At 38.4% G+C, this 19,621-nt stretch carries 16 protein-coding genes; 8 read left to right on the top strand and 8 right to left on the bottom strand.

Annotated features, from left to right (window positions below; all coding sequences use genetic code 11):
• Positions 1-79 precede the first annotated feature (79 nt).
• The 8 genes from noc to rpmH all read right to left on the bottom strand — a co-directional run bounded on the left by noc (position 80) and on the right by rpmH (position 7,856).
• Positions 80-967: a nucleoid occlusion protein gene (noc, locus tag JN080_RS13350; protein WP_256236513.1), complete on the bottom strand. Its 888-nt coding sequence runs from the start codon at positions 965-967 to the stop codon at positions 80-82.
• Positions 968-1,065: 98 nt separating this feature from the next.
• On the bottom strand, positions 1,066-1,782 hold the full coding sequence (gene rsmG / locus JN080_RS13345; protein ID WP_256236512.1) for a 16S rRNA (guanine(527)-N(7))-methyltransferase RsmG: 717 nt from the start codon (positions 1,780-1,782) through the stop codon (positions 1,066-1,068).
• Positions 1,783-1,810: 28 nt separating this feature from the next.
• On the bottom strand, positions 1,811-3,697 hold the full coding sequence (gene mnmG, locus JN080_RS13340) for a tRNA uridine-5-carboxymethylaminomethyl(34) synthesis enzyme MnmG (protein ID WP_256236511.1): 1,887 nt from the start codon (positions 3,695-3,697) through the stop codon (positions 1,811-1,813).
• A 193-nt stretch (positions 3,698-3,890) separates the two neighbouring features.
• Positions 3,891-5,276: a tRNA uridine-5-carboxymethylaminomethyl(34) synthesis GTPase MnmE gene (gene mnmE, locus JN080_RS13335; protein WP_256236510.1), complete on the bottom strand. Its 1,386-nt coding sequence runs from the start codon at positions 5,274-5,276 to the stop codon at positions 3,891-3,893.
• A gap of 305 nt (positions 5,277-5,581) precedes the next feature.
• A complete protein-coding gene (jag, locus tag JN080_RS13330; protein WP_256236509.1) occupies positions 5,582-6,238 on the bottom strand; it encodes an RNA-binding cell elongation regulator Jag/EloR in 657 nt (218 codons plus the stop codon).
• Complete coding sequence (gene spoIIIJ / locus JN080_RS13325) at positions 6,235-7,011, bottom strand: YidC family membrane integrase SpoIIIJ (RefSeq protein WP_256236508.1); 777 nt, start codon at positions 7,009-7,011, stop codon at positions 6,235-6,237. Before spoIIIJ ends, jag begins: the two co-directional genes overlap by 4 nt.
• 135 nt (positions 7,012-7,146) lie before the next feature.
• The gene (gene rnpA, locus JN080_RS13320) at positions 7,147-7,515 is read right to left on the bottom strand and encodes a ribonuclease P protein component (RefSeq protein WP_256236507.1); all 369 of its coding nucleotides are present in this window, start codon (positions 7,513-7,515) and stop codon (positions 7,147-7,149) included.
• 206 nt (positions 7,516-7,721) lie between these two features.
• Positions 7,722-7,856 (bottom strand): 50S ribosomal protein L34, encoded by a 135-nt coding sequence (rpmH, locus tag JN080_RS13315; protein ID WP_066059809.1) that lies wholly within the window; start codon positions 7,854-7,856, stop codon positions 7,722-7,724.
• Positions 7,857-8,656: 800 nt separating this feature from the next.
• Between rpmH and dnaA the strand changes: the two genes are divergently transcribed.
• The 8 genes from dnaA (at position 8,657) to JN080_RS13275 (ending at position 19,336) form a co-directional block, all read left to right on the top strand.
• Entirely contained in the window at positions 8,657-10,003 is a 1,347-nt protein-coding gene (dnaA, locus tag JN080_RS13310; protein WP_256236506.1) for a chromosomal replication initiator protein DnaA, read from the top strand.
• 260 nt (positions 10,004-10,263) lie between these two features.
• The gene (gene dnaN / locus JN080_RS13305; protein ID WP_256236505.1) at positions 10,264-11,400 is read left to right on the top strand and encodes a DNA polymerase III subunit beta; all 1,137 of its coding nucleotides are present in this window, start codon (positions 10,264-10,266) and stop codon (positions 11,398-11,400) included.
• A gap of 211 nt (positions 11,401-11,611) precedes the next feature.
• Positions 11,612-11,824 carry a S4 domain-containing protein YaaA gene (gene yaaA, locus JN080_RS13300; protein WP_256236504.1) on the top strand — a complete coding sequence of 71 codons (213 nt, stop codon included), beginning with the start codon at positions 11,612-11,614 and terminating at the stop codon, positions 11,822-11,824.
• 107 nt (positions 11,825-11,931) lie between these two features.
• Positions 11,932-13,050, top strand: coding sequence for a DNA replication/repair protein RecF (recF, locus tag JN080_RS13295; RefSeq protein ID WP_256236503.1), 1,119 nt, complete (start codon positions 11,932-11,934; stop codon positions 13,048-13,050).
• A gap of 9 nt (positions 13,051-13,059) precedes the next feature.
• A complete protein-coding gene (gene remB / locus JN080_RS13290; RefSeq protein WP_256236502.1) occupies positions 13,060-13,308 on the top strand; it encodes an extracellular matrix regulator RemB in 249 nt (82 codons plus the stop codon).
• 52 nt (positions 13,309-13,360) lie between these two features.
• Positions 13,361-15,283, top strand: a complete 1,923-nt coding sequence (gene gyrB / locus JN080_RS13285; RefSeq protein WP_256236619.1) for a DNA topoisomerase (ATP-hydrolyzing) subunit B — start codon at positions 13,361-13,363, stop codon at positions 15,281-15,283.
• Positions 15,284-15,565: 282 nt separating this feature from the next.
• Positions 15,566-18,136, top strand: a complete 2,571-nt coding sequence (gene gyrA, locus JN080_RS13280) for a DNA gyrase subunit A (RefSeq protein WP_256236501.1) — start codon at positions 15,566-15,568, stop codon at positions 18,134-18,136.
• 93 nt (positions 18,137-18,229) lie between these two features.
• Positions 18,230-19,336, top strand: coding sequence for an HD-GYP domain-containing protein (locus JN080_RS13275; RefSeq protein ID WP_256236500.1), 1,107 nt, complete (start codon positions 18,230-18,232; stop codon positions 19,334-19,336).
• The last annotated feature ends 285 nt before the right edge of the window (positions 19,337-19,621 follow it).

Raw genomic sequence — 19,621 nt, 5'->3', positions numbered from 1 at the left:
CAGGGCATTTTGTCACAAATAAAAGGAACCTGACATGACTGTAGCAGGTTCCTTAGGTTTCCTATATTTAACTATCAATTTACTTTTTCTTTGGAATTCGAATCGTAAATTGGTAAAAATCCTCAAATTCCTCTTCTTCAGAGGCTAAATTAATTCCACTATTTGACACCATTGACAATGACTGGCGAATTGTGTTTACTGCAATTCTCATATCCTTGCTAAAAGCCTTTCGTTTCGGCTTTGGCTTTCCGTTTTTTTGTTCTAACAAGCGAACAACACGTTCTTCAGTTTGCTTCACATTAAGATTTTTTTCGACTATCTCCTCTAAAAGCTTGATTTGCTTTTCTGAATCCTTTAGTGGGATAAGGGACCGAGCATGACGCTCAGTAATATGTTTATTCAATAAGGCATTTTGCACTTCTTCTGGTAATTTTAGGAGCCGCAGCTTGTTCGCAACAGTGGATTGTCCTTTCCCTAAACGTTGGGCAAGCGCCTCCTGAGTTAAATTGTGGAGCTCCAGTAATTTTCCATAGGCAATTGCTTCCTCAATTGGAGAAAGCTCTTCACGCTGTAGATTTTCAATTAATGCAACGGAGGCTGTCTCTGTATCCGACAGATTTTTAATTATAGCTGGAACCAGATCCCAGCTTAGTTTTTTCATTGCTCTCCAGCGCCGCTCACCAGCAATAATTTCGTACTTTCCGGCTTCAAACTCTCGTACAACGATTGGTTGAATAATTCCGTGAATATGAATGGTTCGTGATAATTCCTCAATTTTTGCTTCATCAAAAACAGTCCGAGGCTGAAAGCGGTTTGGAACAATACTGTCTATAGGGATCTTTTTTATCTCGTTCCGCTCGTCTATCATTTCAATATTATCAAGTTCAACCTCAGTCTCGATAGTATCTAGCTCAACCTGTTGTTCCTTTTCGCCGAGGCCAAAAAAGCGTGTAATTGTATGCTTCATCCCCAACACCACCTTTACGAAACTCCCTATTACTAATTCTCTGTATAAATGACAAGTTCCTGCCATTAAAGAACAATAAAAACCAAAAATTGCTGTCACTATTCAATAGGCATTTTATTTGGTGTCCCCGGTTTACGAGGGTACTTTTTCGGTGTTTGTTTTATTTTTTTTATAACAACTAAATTTCGTTCGCTTTCTTCAATCGGCAATGTAAATGTATAAGTCTTTTCAACTATTCCTCCCAAAAGAGCGATAGCCTTTTTACCCGTATCCAATTCTTCACTGGCATGGGATGCCTTCATGGCAATAAAGAATCCTCCTGGTTTGACGAGTGGGAGACACAATTCACTTAACACAGACATCCTTGCAACTGCTCTTGCTGTTACCACATCGTAAGCTTCCCGATGATTTGGATTTACTCCAAAGGTTTCAGCGCGATCATGAATAAAATGTACATGGTCAAGCTTTAATGTATCAGCAAGGTGATTTAAAAACGTGATCCGCTTGTTTAACGAATCAACGATCGTTACTTCAATTGACGGAAAAACGATTTTTAGAGGAATACTGGGAAATCCCGCCCCTGCACCAACATCACATAATTGAATGGGTTTAGAAAAGTCAAAATAGAAAGCAGCTGAGATTGAATCATAAAAATGCTTCAGATACACCTCGTCTTTTTCCGTTATCGCGGTTAAGTTCATTTTTTGGTTCCATTCAACCAAGGTTTGATAATACACTTCGAACTGCTCTACTTGCATTGGGGAAAGGCTGATTCCTTTTTCTGCTAGCATTGCTGCAAATTGTTCATTCTTCATCCGCATCTTCCTCTACACGATTTGCTTTCTAATTGGCAATCCGAGCAATTTTACCTTGCTCCAAATAAATTAAAAGGATGGAAATATCTGCAGGATTTACACCAGATATCCTTGATGCTTGGGCAATCGATAATGGTTTGATTTTCTTTAATTTTTGTCGTGCTTCTGTGGCAATTCCTGTGATTGCATCATAATCAATGTTTTCGGGAATTTTTTTATTCTCCATTTTTTTAAGATGCTCCACTTGCTGCAACGACTTTTCAATATAGCCCTCATATTTGACTTGAACTTCTACCTGTTCTTTGACTTCACTATCTAATGAAACCTCACTTGGTAATAATTCTTCAATATGATCATAAGTCATTTCAGGTCTTTTTAAAAGATCAGCCGCCCGAATTCCATCTTTTAACTCGCTTCCTCCAAGACTGCTGATCAGTTCCTGAACTTGTTTAGATGGCTTTATAAATGTTGACATTAAACGTTTTTTTTCCGCCTCAATTGCTTCTTTTTTCGCGACAAATTTTTCAAAACGTTCATCTGAAATGAGTCCAATGTTATGACCATATTCAGTCAGTCTTAAATCAGCATTATCATGACGCAAAAGCAAGCGGTATTCTGCTCTTGATGTCAACAATCTATATGGCTCATTTGTTCCCTTTGTAACCAAATCATCAATTAACACACCAATATAAGCATCCGAACGGCTAAGAACAAGCTGCTCTTTTCCCAATGCATTAAGACCTGCATTGATTCCTGCCATGATCCCTTGCCCGGCAGCTTCTTCATATCCAGAGGTCCCATTAATTTGACCTGCTGTATAAAGATTTTTAATCAATTTTGTTTCAAGTGTTGGCCAAAGCTGCGTAGGCGCAATAGCATCATACTCAATCGCATAGCCTGCTCTCATCATTTGTGCTTTTTCAAGTCCTGGAATTGTTTCAAGTATTTTCTTTTGAACATCTTCTGGTAAGCTCGTTGATAGTCCTTGTACATAAACCTCCTGAGTATTTCTGCCTTCAGGCTCCAAGAAAAGTTGGTGGCGAGGTTTATCGTTAAACCGAACAACCTTGTCTTCAATAGAAGGACAGTAACGCGGACCTGTTCCTTTAATCATTCCGGAATACATCGGTGAGCGATAAAGATTGTCATCAATCAACTTATGTGTCCGCTCATTTGTATACGTTAGCCAGCATGGCAGCTGATCGGTGATATATTGTGTTGTTTCATAAGAAAAGGCTCTAGGAACTTCGTCACCTGGCTGGATTTCTGTTTTGCTATAATCAATGGTTTTGCTATTTACCCGTGGTGGTGTTCCCGTTTTAAAGCGGACTAATTCAAACCCGAGCTCTTTCAGGTGCTCAGACAGCTTGATAGAAGGCTGCTGATTGTTTGGACCACTGGAATATTTTAATTCGCCAATGATAATTTCACCGCGAAGATAAGTACCTGTAGTAATAACTACTGTTTTTGAACGGTAAATTGCGCCTGTTTTCGTAATGACTCCTTGGCACAATCCATCCTCGATGATCAAGCGCTCCACCATACCTTGAAGTAACGTCGCATTCGGTTCATTTTCAATTGTTTTCTTCATTTCATGCTGGTAAGCAAATTTATCAGCCTGGGCCCTTAATGCCCGAACAGCTGGTCCTTTACCAGTATTGAGCATCCGCATTTGAATATAGGTTTTATCAATATTTCGACCCATTTCTCCACCAAGTGCATCAATTTCCCTTACAACAATCCCTTTTGCCGGACCCCCGACAGAAGGATTACATGGCATAAATGCCACCATATCAAGATTTATCGTTATGATCAGTGTTTTGGCGCCAAGCCTCGCCGCAGCAAGTCCTGCTTCGCAGCCGGCATGACCGGCACCAATGACAATAACGTCAAACTTTCCTGCTTCGTATTCCATTTTGCCCCTCCTTTTGAGCCTAAAAAGTCTTTAAAAAACTAAACCTCAGTTTAATTCTCAATGGATTCTATTCGTAACCCTGGTTGAACTTTTTATTCCTTTTCGTGCACTAATTAGCTCTATTCATTTCCGCAATTTAATCTTTTTATCCTTTTTTAGTCACTAATGAGCTCTTTTGGCTACCAAGTTGATGTTACTTGCCTAAACAAAACTGTGAAAATAGCTGGTCAATTAAGCTTTCATGCACGCTATCACCGACTATTTCACCAAGGAATTCCCATGTTCGAGTCAAATCAATTTGAACAATATCAATCGGAGTCCCCAAATTTACTCCTTCTATCACCTCTTCAATTGCTTGAAGTGCCTGATTTAAAAGAGCAATATGCCGGTTATTTGAAACATATGTTAAATCACCGGCTTCAATCGAGCCCGCAAAAAATAAAGATGCTATCGCCTCTTCAAGCTCGTCAACACCACGGTCCTCAAGCAGTGAAGTTGCGACAAGCTTATGATTGGCCGAAAGCTTGATTACCCTGTCCATATTAATTTGCTGCGGCAGGTCTGTTTTATTAACAATGACAATCACATTCATACCTTCAACTGCTTTAAAAAGATTTTCATCTTCTTCTGTTAGTGGATCAGCAGCATTTAAGACCAGCAAAAGTAAATCTGCTTCTTTTAACACTTTTCTTGAACGTTCTACACCTATGCGTTCGACAATATCCTCTGTTTCCCGGATTCCAGCTGTGTCCGAGAGTCTCAACGGGACACCTCTTACGTTCACGTATTCTTCAATTACATCACGTGTTGTACCTGGAATATCCGTAACAATCGCCTTATTTTCGTGTACAAGGCTGTTTAGTAACGAGGATTTGCCGACGTTCGGCCGGCCGATGATAACAGTTGAAAGGCCTTCACGCAGAATTTTTCCTTGTTCTGATGTTTGTAACAGTTTTTTCAACTCTTCCCGCACAAGTTTGGCCTTTTCCATTAACATTTTATGGGTCATTTCTTCAACATCATCGTATTCAGGATAGTCAATATTTACCTCAACCTGTGCCAGTGTTTCTAAAATTTCCTGACGCAGTTTACGAATCAAATTTGATAATCGCCCTTCCATTTGGCCCAAGGCTACATTCATTGCCCGGTCGGTTTTAGCTCTTATCAAATCCATGACTGCCTCAGCTTGTGACAAATCGATCCGTCCGTTTAGGAAGGCCCGCTTTGTAAACTCACCAGGTTCTGCTAATCTAGCCCCATTTTTTAAAACTAACTGCAAAACACGATTGACCGAAACGATCCCACCATGGCAATTGATTTCAATTACATCCTCTTTTGTAAAGGTCTTAGGGCCTTTCATGATAGAAACCATTACTTCTTCTACCACTTGTCCACTAACTGGATCAACTAAATGACCGTAATGGATTGTATGTGTCATAGCCTCATGTAATCTTTTTCCTTTTACGCTTTTAAATACTTTATCCGCAATTTTAATTGCATTCTCTCCGCTCAGACGAACAATGGCAATAGCCCCTTCACCCGATGGTGTCGATATCGCTGCAATTGTATCAAATTCCATGATTTCACCTCACTCAACACAAATATCTATATAAATTCGCAAATTTTTGTCCCAAATTATTAGAATACCATATTTTATTAACGTGTACAGCCCACCCTATCCATTTATCCACAATGAATAATGATACCTCATATTATTTTAACTTATCCACATGTGAATAACAATAAAACAAGTATCGAACGTTATCCACAAACAAAAAAAGCGGAGGCACCCGATGCATAGGACCGTCGACAAAAACCCCCACGTCCTATGCATCGAAACTAGGCAGTTATAAAAATTCAAGAACAATAAAAAAAACATCCAGCTTATCCAGCTGAATGTCTTTTTGCATTTCTATCTATATTATTTGGTGAAATAACTATATGCCGATGTGGTTCAGAACCATCAGAATATGTTTTTACGCGTTTATTATCGGCTAAAGCAGTATGGATAACTTTTCGCTCATACGAAGGCATTGGCTCTAGTGAAACATCTTTTCCAGTTTTAAGCGCCTTTTGCGCAAGTCGATGGGCAAGATGAATCAGCGTTTCATTTCGTCTATTTCGGTAATCCTCAGCATCTAAAATAACCGTCAGGTACTGTTCAGAGTGCCGATTGACAACTAATTGAGTTAAATACTGAAGTGAATTTAACGTCTGGCCTCTTTTCCCGATTAAAAGGGCAATTTTTTCACCCTTTAAGAGAAAATACAACTGCTTGCCATCCTTTTTCACTTCAATTTCAATTGATGCTCCCATTTTCTCACTAACCTGGTAAAGAAAGCTTTTCGCTTCTTCAAGCGGATCTTCTGCTTTTACGGTTACCTTAACGATTGCTGGACGCGAGCCAAAGATGCCAAAAATTCCTTTTTTTCCTTTATCAATAATAGAAACATCTGTGCGGTCCATTGATGTCTTTAATTGAGCTAAAGCTTGTGCTACTGCTTCTTCGACAGTATGTCCTGTAGCAGTTATTTGTTTCACTTTTTTGCTCCTCCCGCTTTACCGGCCACTGTTTCCTTCTTCAGATCCGGTCCTTTAATAAAATAGGTTTGAACAATCATAAAAATATTTCCGACTACCCAATACAAAGATAAAGCTGCCGGGAAATTGAAAGCAAAAACCACAATCATAATCGGCATCATCCAAGTCATCATAGCCATTTGCGGATTTTGTTCGGTTCCAGCCATTGTCATTTTTTGCTGAATAAATGTTGTAATTCCTGCAACAATTGGCAGGATATAATATGGGTCTTTTACACCTAAGTCAAACCAGAGAAAATTATCTTGTGCAATTTCACTCGTCCTTGAAATCGCATGGTAGAAGCCAATTAAAATTGGCATTTGAATCAGTAATGGAAAACAGCCTGCCATTGGGTTAACACCATGTTTTTGAAAAAGGGCCATTGTTTCCTGCTGCAATTTCTGTTGCGTTTTTTGATCCTTTGAGCTGTATTTCTCTTTCAGCTTTTTTATTTCGGGCTGCAATACCTGCATAGCTTTGGCGTTTCGCGTTTGTTTGACCATAAGCGGCAGGATGACTAAACGAATTAAAATTGTCACAACAATCAGCGACCACCCATAACTTCCACCAAGCATGTGTGCCACTTCTTTTAGCACCCAGGATAATGGGTAGACAATGTATTGGTTCCAGATTCCCGTACTCTCTGGTGTAATAGGCTGTTTAAGCTGATTACACCCTGCTAAGAGCAAAAACAAGGAGAGTATGCCAATCAAAACAGTAATTCTTTTCTTCAACCGAATATTCCCCCTTACTTGATTATATAAAAATTATTAAATTTTTTTGGCAAATTTTATGTAGATTTTTTAAAACATATTTTATCACTTTTTTGTGGGAAATGGAGGGAGGATTACAATTATGAGCCTTAGTACTTACATTCTTTTCTGTTTGCTGGAATTCTCTTTCTTTAAAACCTTTCCAACTTTAAGAACATGTGTCAAACTTTTTTTCACTTCAAAAAAATCCATTTCTACTAATGGCTTTCGAGCAATAATTACATAATCCATCCCTGTTTCCATGGAATCTTTTAATTCAAAAACGGCTTGACGAATATATCTTTTTATATGGTTTCTTGTTACAGCATTCCCTAGCTTTTTGCTAACGGAAAGACCGATCCTGAAGGGATCTTGTCCCTCTTTTTGCAAGGCATAGACTACAAATTGTCTATTTGCAAATGAACGTCCCTTTTTAAATGCTTCCTGAAAATCTTTATTCCTTTTTATTCTTAGTTCTTTTTTCATGGAAAAAACACCTTCAATTTTTTAATGACGAATATTTTTCCCCATTCCAAAATCTTTATATGTAAAAATTTAAATTTAGAGAATGGCATTTTTCTTTTACTATGACTTTAGCGACATGCGAGGTCGTTGAAGTCATAGTAAATAATACTTTTAGTGAAATTTGATCGCCTTTTTGTAAAAAAAGACCACTGAGGAATTTCAGTGGTCTATGCTGATAATACTTTTCTTCCTTTGCGACGACGACGAGCTAATACTTTACGACCATTTGCACTGCTCATGCGGCTGCGGAAACCATGAACTTTACTATGTTTTCTTTTATTTGGTTGGTAAGTTCTTTTCATATATGACACCTCCCTGAGGAATAGCTGTTAAAGACAGTCTTATATATTATAAAGACCACTAGTGGAAATTGTCAACTGTCTCAAAAATATTATCTCCTACTTTAAAGTTTAATTCATCGTTCTTCCGCTTGCAAAAATTAAGCATGGACGCTTCCGCTTTTCATCGATGTTGCTGCCAGGCCGGCGGCACCTTTTGTAAAACCAGCGTCCAGCGACTAGTATACCTCGCCAACCCCCTTACGATAAGTCAACATTGAATCTACATTTCCTCTACCTCAGTCGGTGTAGTCCATTCCGCACGCCGGTAACCGAATACCTCCACTTTTGGGTTTGTGGATAACTTTATCGACAATTTTTTTCTATCCACAAGCTTTATCGACAGGTTTTTCACAAACCCATATATTGTGGACAATTATTATGCACAGATTGTTACACTTGTGGATAAAGTTCTAAAAACCATTGCACCACTTCATTAAATTTGGTATTATATTTGTGTTTTCACTCTTGATAACCGAATTCCAAAATAAAGTTATCCACAAACTGTGGATAACATGTGGACAGTTATTCATGATGTAAAAATAAACTTATCCACAATAAGTGGATATTGTCGAAAACCCACTTATTTACCTTATTATATATTTTATCCACAAACACCTTTTCGTATATTTATAGATTTCTAGCTTTTATCCTTTGTATAAACATACATTTTGGCAACAAAACTATATACAATTACGAAATGAAAAAAGATATTTAAAAATACATGTGATCTTAATAAAGAACATGAAAAGGAGGGATACTAATTGGAAAATATTGCGGATCTTTGGAGCGCTGCTTTAAGCAACATAGAGAAAAAGATAAGCAAACCAAGTTTTGATACCTGGTTAAAATCGACAAAGGCCCATTCCCTAAAGGGGGACCTGCTTGTCATAACAGCTCCAAATGAATTTGCCCGTGACTGGTTGGAAGAACGCTATTCTCAATTGGTTGCCGGCATCCTATATGAAATAACGGGTGAAGAATTAGCTGTTAAATTTATCATTCCGCAAAACAAAGATGCAGACCAAATTGATATGCATGCACCTCCAAAGAAAACGAAAAAGGATGATGAACATACTGATTTACCGCAAAGTATGTTAATTCCTAAATATACATTTGATACATTCGTCATCGGTTCAGGCAACCGCTTTGCCCATGCAGCATCGCTTGCCGTTGCGGAAGCACCAGCAAAAGCCTATAATCCATTATTTATATACGGCGGAGTGGGATTGGGAAAAACGCATTTAATGCATGCGATTGGTCATTATGTCTTAGAACATAACCCATCTGCGAAGGTAGTTTATTTATCATCTGAAAAATTTACAAATGAATTTATTAACTCGATTCGTGATAATAAAGCGGAGAATTTTCGCAACAAATATCGAAGTGTAGATGTTCTGCTAATTGATGATATTCAATTTTTAGCCGGAAAAGAATCAACACAAGAGGAATTTTTCCATACTTTTAATACTCTTCATGAGGATAATAAACAAATTATCATTTCGAGTGACCGAACACCACGAGAAATACCAACCCTTGAGGATCGTCTCAGATCCAGGTTTGAATGGGGATTAATCACGGATATAACTCCTCCCGACTTAGAGACTAGAATCGCGATTCTTCGAAAAAAGGCAAAGGCCGATGGTTTAGATATTCCTAATGAGGTCATGCTCTATATTGCAAATCAAATTGATTCAAACATTCGTGAGCTTGAGGGGGCATTAATTCGCGTAGTCGCCTATTCATCATTGATTAATAAAGATATTAATGCTGACCTTGCTGCTGAAGCATTGAAGGACATTATTCCAAGCTCGAAGCCTAAAATGATAACGATTCATGATATTCAAAGAGCCGTGGGCGAACAATTCAATATTAAGCTTGAAGATTTTAAAGCAAAAAAACGGACAAAGTCAATTGCGTTTCCAAGACAGGTCGCAATGTATTTATCACGTGAGTTAACAGATTATTCATTACCGAAAATTGGAGAAGAGTTTGGCGGCAGGGACCATACTACTGTCATTCATGCCCATGAAAAAATCGCAAAGCTTTTACAATCTGATTCACAGTTGCAAAAGCAAGTTAAAGAATTAAATGAACTGTTGAAAATATAAGCTGGAAACGCCAGATTAGCGAAGTACGATCTAGACAGTGGTCTCCGGTCAAAATTTATACCTGTTTATAATATAAAAAACTGTTGATAAGTTTGACTAGTTTATACACAGTCTATCCACATGTGGATAGACTGTATTTCCGTTAAATAAAGCTAGTTATCCACAAATCCACAGGCCCTACTAGTACTTCTACTACTTTTTTAAATCTTATTAATATATGTATGCAATACAAAAAATATGCTAAATGGAGGATTTATAAAATGAAATTTTTAATCCAACGAGATCATTTGGTCCAAAGCGTCCAAGATGTCATGAAGGCTGTAACATCAAGAACAACCATCCCCATTTTGACAGGAATAAAAATAGTTGCCTCCAATGAAGGAGTTACTTTAACTGGCAGTGATTCTGATATTTCAATTCAAACATTCATTCCAAGAGAAGAAGATGGAAATGAAATTGTCGAGATAAAAGAAAGCGGCGCAATCGTACTAAATGCAAGATTTTTTAGTGAGATTGTAAAAAAACTGCCTACGGATACTGTTGAAATTGAGGTTTTGGGTCACTTGCAAACTGTGATCCGTTCAGGAAAATCGGAGTTTAGTTTAAACGGCCTTGATGCAGAAGAGTATCCACACCTTCCACAGATTGAGGAAAACAATACGTTTCATATTGCTGCAGACTTGCTGAAAGCAATGATCCGCCAAACTGTTTTCGCAGTGTCCACCTCAGAAACACGGCCGGTGTTGACAGGTGTCAACTGGAAAGTTGAAAATGACGAATTAAACTGTATTGCAACAGATAGTCATCGACTTGCACTACGAGTGGCAAAAATCGAAACAGAAAATCCTGGGAACTATAATGTTGTTATTCCAGGAAAAAGTTTAAATGAATTAAATAAAATTATTGACGATTCCAATGAGTTAATTGATATTGTTATTACTGAAAATCAAATTTTATTTAAAACAAAGCATGTACTATTCTTCTCGAGATTGTTAGAAGGCAATTACCCTGACACGTCAAGACTGATTCCCAATGAAAGCAAAACTGACGTGACTGTAAATACTAAGGAATTTCTTCAAGCTATTGATCGTGCTTCATTACTTGCTCGAGAAGGAAGAAATAACGTCGTTAAATTTTCGACAATCGAGAATAACCTAATTGAAATTTCCTCAAATACCCCGGAAATTGGGAAGGTTATTGAAGAAGTTCAAAGTGATGCAATTGAGGGAGAAGACCTTAAAATTTCTTTTAGTGCAAAATTTATGATGGATGCCCTTAAGGCAATAGATGGAACCGATATTAAAATAAGCTTTACCGGAGCTATGCGCCCATTTGTCATCCGACCGCTTCATGATCAAACCATTCTACAATTAATCTTGCCTGTTAGAACATACTAATCGGGCTTCAAGCTGCCAATGGATGGCGGCTTGTTTCACTTCAAGTGTGCTTTTGGGTTTCTTTTGACTAGAATGCTTCCACTTTTTTATTGTCCAGCGACTAGTGTACGTCGCTTAACGGGCGTTTCCACTTTTCTAAGTTTATTTGTAACCTAAACGATTTTTTAGTAAAATAGAACTTTAGAGACCATTTCAGAAAAGAGTGAATGTAATGCCGAAGGAAATAAAGGTCGAGACTGATTATATTGCACTAGGACAATTTCTTAAATTGGCTGAAATCATCCAATCTGGTGGAATGGCCAAATGGTTTTTAAGTGAAAATAAGATCTTTATCAACGGTGAACAAGATCAAAGAAGAGGAAGGAAGCTTTACCATGGTGACAAGGTTCAAGTTCCTGGCTTTGGGGAATTTCTGATCGTGTAAGCGGATCTTCATTGAAACCAATCCATGTATTGTGAAAAAAAGCTCAAAGCTTAGGCTTTAAGCCCTTGAAAAAGGCACTTCCCCTTTTTTTAGTGAGGAAACCTACTATGTATATAGAGCAGTTATCATTAAGGAATTATCGAAATTATCAAGAACTAAGTGTTTCTTTTGAAAATAAAGTGAATGTTATTTTAGGTGAGAATGCGCAAGGAAAAACAAATGTTATGGAATCAATTTATGTTTTAGCAATGGCTAAGTCCCACCGCACATCGAGCGATAAAGAACTTATTCGCTGGGATGAAGATTATGCTAAAATAGAAGGTAGAATTCAGAAACAATACGGTTCTTTGCCAATGGAGCTGATTATTTCAAAAAAAGGAAAAAAAGCAAAATGCAATCATATTGAACAGCAAAGACTGAGCAGGTATATTGGAAATTTCAATGTGGTTATGTTTGCACCGGAAGACCTTTATTTGGTTAAAGGCAGCCCTCAAGTGAGACGCAGGTTTATTGATATGGAAATTGGTCAAGTGTCCCCTGTTTATTTGCATGATATGAGTCAATATCAAAAAATACTTCAACAACGGAATCATTACCTAAAAATGCTGCAAACAAAAAAGCAAACTGACCATACGGTTCTAGAAATTTTAACAGAACAATTTATTCAAGTTGCTGCTAAAATTGTAATCAAACGATTTGAATTTCTCCGCATGCTTGAAAACTGGGCGCAACCAATTCATTCCGGCATTTCAAGAGGATTGGAAACATTAAAAATTGAATATAAACCATCCGTGGATGTATTAGAAACACAAGATGTGTCGAAAATGGTAATGTCCTTTGAGGAAAAATTTAACAAAGTTAAAATAAGGGAAATTGAGCGCGGTACGACAATGTTTGGGCCACATCGTGACGATTTACAATTTTTTGTTAATGAGCACGATGTTCAAACATATGGGTCGCAGGGTCAACAGCGGACCACTGCCTTGTCCGTCAAACTTGCTGAAATAGAATTAATTCATTCCGAAATGAAAGAATACCCCATTTTACTGCTTGATGATGTTTTATCTGAATTAGATGACTACCGCCAGTCCCATTTGCTCAATACGATACAAGGTAAGGTTCAAACGTTTGTAACCACAACCAGCGTTGACGGGATTGATCATCAGACACTAAAAGAAGCATCAACTTTTAAAGTGGATGCTGGAAAGATTAAACAAGTCCATTGAGGTGACTTCATGTATATCCATATTGGAGAGGATTTTAATGTTAGGTCAAAGGATATCATCGCTATTGTCGATAAACAGAGTGGCGACTCATCCTTACTAGTAAAAGAATTTCTAAAGAAGCATGAAGGGAACCTAATTAACTTAGCAAAGAAATCATTTAAATCGATAGTTATTACAAATAAGCACGTTTATTTATCCCCCTTTGCATCCAGTACTTTGAAAAAGCGCTCAGATTTTATGAATACACAAGACCTATAACATGATAAATAGACTATTTCAGTAAAGAGAGTGCAGGTGAACGTAATTGACAATGGAACAGAAAGAAGCCCAAGAACAAGCATATGATGCCAATCAAATACAGGTTCTTGAAGGACTTGAGGCTGTTAGAAAACGCCCGGGTATGTACATTGGATCAACCAGTGGAAGGGGTCTTCATCATTTAGTATGGGAAATCGTTGATAACAGTATTGATGAAGCGTTAGCGGGCTATTGCGATAAAATAAGTATTACCATTGAAAAAGATAATAGTATAACGGTTAAAGATAACGGGCGCGGCATTCCTGTTGATATCCAGGAAAAAATGGGCAGACCGGCAGTAGAAGTTATCATGACGGTTCTCCATGCTGGTGGTAAGTTTGGCGGCGGGGGATATAAGGTTTCAGGCGGTCTGCACGGCGTTGGAGCCTCGGTCGTTAATGCTTTGTCAAGCGAACTTGAGGTTTATGTTCACCGTGACGGGAATATTTATTTCCAAAAATATGAGCGTGGTGTCCCTGTCGAGGATGTAAAAAAAATTGGTACGACGGACTATACTGGTACGACGGTTCATTTTGTTCCAGACAGTGAGATTTTTACAGAAACTTTAGAATTCGAATATGATACTCTTGCTACTCGGATACGGGAGCTTGCCTTTTTAAACCGCGGCGTTAATATTTCGATTGAAGATAAGCGCGTTGAAAATAAACAACATGAATACCACTACGAAGGCGGGATTAAATCGTATGTTGAGCATTTAAACCGCACAAAAGAGGTTATTCATGAAGAACCAATTTACTTAGAGGGAGAACGGGATGGAATTTCCATTGAAGTTGCCCTTCAGTATAACGAAGGATATACCGAGAGTATCTATTCATTTGCTAATAATATTCATACGTACGAAGGCGGTACACATGAATCTGGATTTAAAACAGCTTTAACAAGAGTCATCAACGATTACGCAAGAAAAAATGGGCTTATAAAAGAGAATGATACTAATCTTTCAGGTGAAGATGTCCGTGAAGGACTGACAGCAATTATTTCTATTAAGCACCCTGACCCGCAGTTTGAAGGACAAACAAAGACAAAGCTCGGAAACTCAGAGGTTCGAACAATAACAGATGCTGTTTTCTCAAGTCATTTAGATAAATTTTTATTAGAAAACCCTATGGTTGCTAAAAAAATTGTTGAAAAAGGATTAATGGCAGCGCGGGCAAGGCTCGCAGCGAAAAAAGCGCGGGAATTAACAAGAAGAAAAAGTGCCCTAGAGGTATCCAGTTTACCTGGAAAATTGGCAGACTGTTCATCAAAGGACCCTTCTGAAAGTGAAATATATATTGTTGAGGGTGACTCAGCGGGTGGGTCAGCAAAGCAAGGACGTGACCGTCATTTCCAGGCTATTTTACCATTAAGAGGAAAAATCCTGAACGTTGAAAAAGCACGCTTAGATAGAATTCTCTCCAACAACGAAGTCAGGGCAATGATTACTGCAATTGGAACAGGAATTGGGGAAGAGTTTGATATTGCTAAAGCACGCTATCATAAAGTAGTTATTATGACAGATGCCGATGTTGATGGTGCACATATTCGAACCCTCCTATTAACATTTTTCTATCGCTACATGAGGAAAATTTTAGAGGCTGGTTATGTCTATATAGCTCAACCACCACTCTATAAGGTTCAACAGGGTAAACGTATTGAGTATGCATACAATGACAAGGAGCTTGACCGGATTTTTCAAGAGCTGCCAAACAGTCCAAAGCCTAATATTCAACGCTATAAAGGTTTAGGTGAAATGAATCCTGAACAATTATGGGAAACTACCATGGATCCTTCGAGTAGGACCATGCTTCAGGTTAACCTTGAGGATGCTATCGAAGCGGATGAGACCTTTGAAATGTTAATGGGTGATAAGGTAGAACCGCGTCGAAACTTTATTGAAGAAAATGCAAAATACGTTAAAAACTTGGATATCTAGAAAAGCGGAGGCGCCAGTTAAGCGACGTATGGACTGGAGAGCACTGACTGAGATAAAGGAAACACGGAGCTCAAGTCGATTCGATGTTGACTTATCGCAGGGAAGTGGGCGAAGTACACTAGTCGCTGGGAGCCGGAGCTAGACAAATAGAAAAGCGGAGACGCCCTAATTAAGGGTGGATAAAAAAGGGTAGAGGGTTGACCGCTATCCTCCTTTTTCTTTTATTCAAGCCTTTACGGTGATTAATCAAGGCTTAGCTAAACCCTATAGGAGGTAACAAATATGGCTGAAACACCAGAGTCTCATGTTAAAGAGATAAACATTAGTCAGGAAATGAAATCTTCTTTTCTTGACTATGCGATGAGCGTTATTGTTTCCCGTGCCCTGCCAGATGTACGGGATGGGTTGAAACCAGTTCACCGTCGTATTCTTTATGCTATGCATGATCTTGGAATTCATGCGGACAAACCATATAAAAAATCTGCTCGTATCGTTGGTGATGTAATTGGGAAATATCACCCGCACGGTGACTCAGCGGTATATGAAACTATGGTTCGGATGGCACAGAATTTCAATTACCGCTATATGCTCGTCGACGGCCATGGAAACTTTGGGTCCGTGGATGGTGATTCCGCCGCTGCCATGCGGTACACAGAATCGAGGATGTCCAAAATCTCCATGGAAATGCTGCGGGACATCAATAAAGATACGATCGATTATCAAGATAACTATGATGGCGAAGAAAGAGAACCGGTTGTTTTGCCAGCGAGATTCCCCAACCTGTTAGTTAATGGAACAACAGGAATTGCTGTCGGAATGGCAACAAATATTCCTCCGCATCAGCTTGGTGAGGTTATTGATGGAGTGCTGGCTGTCAGCCATGATCCGGACATTACGATTCAAGAGTTAATGGATATTATTCCTGGACCAGATTTTCCAACTGGCGGGATAATTATTGGCAGGAGCGGGATTCGCAAAGCATATGAAACAGGCAGAGGATCAATAACAATTCGAGCCAAGGTAGAAATTGAACAAAAAGCAAATGGGAAAGAAGTTATTATTGTCAATGAAATTCCATACCAAGTAAATAAAGCAAAGTTAATTGAAAAAATTGCAGAATTAGCCCGCGATAAAAAAATTGAGGGCATAACCGACCTTCGAGATGAATCAGACCGCAGAGGGATGCGAATTGTTATTGAGGTACGCAAGGATGCAAATTCAAGTGTCCTGTTAAATAACCTCTATAAACAAACAGCGCTTCAAACAAGCTTTGGAATTAATACATTAGCCCTCGTTGATGGGCACCCAAGAGTTTTAAATCTAAAGCAATGCTTAGTTTATTACTTAGATCATCAAAGGGTGATTATTCGCAGGAGAACAGAGTTTGAACTGCGTAAAGCCGAAGCACGTGCACATATTTTAGAGGGCTTACGAATTGCTCTTGACCACCTTGATGAAGTGATTAATTTAATCCGAAATTCGCAGACAGCTGACATTGCACGAGAAGGCTTAATGACAACATTTAACCTTAGTGAAAAGCAAGCCCAAGCGATTCTCGACATGCGTTTGCAGCGGTTAACAGGTTTAGAAAGAGAAAAAATTGAAGATGAATATCAAAGCTTAGTCAAGCTAATCAGCGAATTAAAGGCTATCTTAGCTGATGATGAAAAGATTCTCGAAATTATCCGGGAAGAATTACTTGAAATTAAAGAGCGTTTTAACGATAAGCGCCGGACAGAAATAGTTACCGGCGGAATTGAAAATATTGAAGATGAAGATTTGATCCCGCGTGAAAATATCGTTATTACCTTAACACACAACGGTTACATAAAACGACTTCCGGTCTCAACCTACCGTTCGCAACGACGAGGTGGCCGTGGGATACAAGGAATGGGAACTAATGAAGATGACTTTGTCGAACATTTAATTACCACCTCCACTCATGACACCATTCTATTCTTTACCAATAAAGGAAAGGTATATCGTTCGAAGGGGTATGAAATACCGGAATATGGCCGGACAGCTAAAGGTCTTCCGATTATTAACCTACTCGAGGTTGACAAAGGTGAATGGGTAAATGCCATTATCCCTGTGGAGGAATTTGTTGACGATTGGTTCCTGTTCTTTACAACAAAGCATGGAGTTTCAAAGCGCTCACCGCTATCATCGTTTGCCCATATCCGGAATAATGGACTTATTGCTTTGAACCTAAGGGAAGATGACGAGCTTATTTCTGTTAGGTTAACGGATGGCAGTAAAGAAATTATTATTGGAACGAAAAATGGAATGTTGATCCGCTTCCCGGAAACTGATGTACGGTCAATGGGAAGAACGGCCACCGGTGTTAAAGGGATAACCTTAGACAATACGGATGAAGTAGTCGGCATGGAAGTGCTTGAAGATCATACCGATATCCTGATTGTAACGAGAAACGGTTATGGCAAGCGTACGCCGGCTTCTGAATACCGAATTCAAGGCAGAGGCGGAAAAGGAATTAAAACCTGTCATATTACTGATAAAAACGGCGATTTAGTTGCTATGAAAGCTGTTACGGGCGAAGAGGATTTAATGCTCATTACAACTGGCGGTGTACTGATCCGAATCGCGGTTGATGGGATTTCTTCGATGGGCAGAAATACAATTGGCGTTAAATTGATCACTATCAAAGAAAATGATGAGTTTGTTGCTACCGTTGCAAAGGTAGAAAAAGAGGAAGATGAAGATGAAGATGAGTCTTCGGAAAATGAAGAAGGTAGTAACGAAGAGACTACGGAAGTAAGCGAAGGCCAAAGTAAAGAAGAGACTACTGAAGTAAATGAAAATCCAAATAGTATAGACGATAAAGAAGAATAAAGCGAAAACTTTTTTTAGGGAACACAGCTGTGTTCCCTTTTTTTTTTGGTAAAATAGACCTATAGAAAAGCAAATCTAATAAAAGATTGGGGTGTGCATTATTTGCGTATAAAGCTCGGTGAAATTCAAGAAGGCTGTATTCTAGCGGCGGATGTTTTTAGTAGAACGAATCAACCAATCGTCCCCAAAAAAACTGTAGTTACAAATTTACATATTAATGTTTTAACTGCATTTAATGTGAAGGAAATTGAAGTTGAAAAAGTACTCGTAAATGGAGTCCCGCTTTACCCAAATGAGTTGCAACCAGAGGAGTTGGATACAAATATAATCCTTAACAAATTAGGGTTTATTGGACTATTTTTAAAATCTGTCACTAGATATAAAAAGGAATTTCATTCGTGGCAATCTGGTCTTCCAATTGATATTGCAAATATTAGAGATTTGATCATGCCTCTTCTAGAAAAAATGGAGAGTTACCCACATGAGGTGTTTAATTTGCACCGCTACTCGACTAAAGATACCTATATCTATCAGCATCCAATTGCAGTTGCCTTAATAAGCGGTTTCATTGCCATGAAAATGCATTTGGAAAAAGGAGATTGGTTACAGGCTGCCTTTGCTGGTTGTTTGGCAGACTGCGGGATGGCAAAAATTAATCCAACCATTCTTTATAAAAAGGCACCATTAACTCTAGAGGAATACTTGGAAGTAAAAAAACACCCGGCCTACAGCTACAAAATGGTCAGGAATATACCAGTGTTAAGAAGGGCGGTTAAGCTTGCTATTCTTGAACATCATGAAAGGCTAGATGGGAGTGGATATCCATTTGGAGAAAGTGGAAAAAGAATTCCACAGTATGCAAAAATAGTTGGAATTGCTGATATCTTTCATGCGATGACATCTGAAAGGCTGTATCGGAGCAAGCAGTCCCCCTATAGAGTGTTAGAAATGATTCTAGAAGACGGCTTTGGAAAGTTTGATATTAGAATCTTAAAAACCCTAACCTCAGCCATTATTGATTTTTCAATTGGTGACAAGCTAAGACTTTCTAATGGAAGAGTTGCAGAGGTGCTGTTTGTAGATGAAAAGTCACCAACGCGTCCGCTCATTAAATTAACTGATACCGAGGAGATCATCCAGCTAACTAAGAACCGACAAGTATATATAGAAACTGTCATATCTAAAGAAGGTAAGAATTAAATTGTGAGGTTTTTGTAAAAAAATGTTGAAATTGTGTCAAAGCACTGATATACTCATTAAGTCGACAAACGGTATTTATTATTTTTAAGTTGATAAATAAAAAAATGTTGACATCTTAGATCTTAAGTAATATAATAATAAAGTCGCTTGAGAGTGACGGCGATATTGATCTTTGAAAACTAAACAAGCAAAAACGTCAACAATAAACAATATAGTGAAGCGAGTCTTCACTAGCCAACGTAAAATTTATGAGCTAACTCATACTCTTTATTGGAGAGTTTGATC

It is taken from the genome of Bacillus sp. EB600 (assembly GCF_024494385.1).
In the GTDB taxonomy this organism is placed as follows: Bacteria; Bacillota; Bacilli; order Bacillales; family Cytobacillaceae; genus JAEVLT01.
This window is presented reverse-complemented; position numbering and strand designations above follow the sequence as displayed.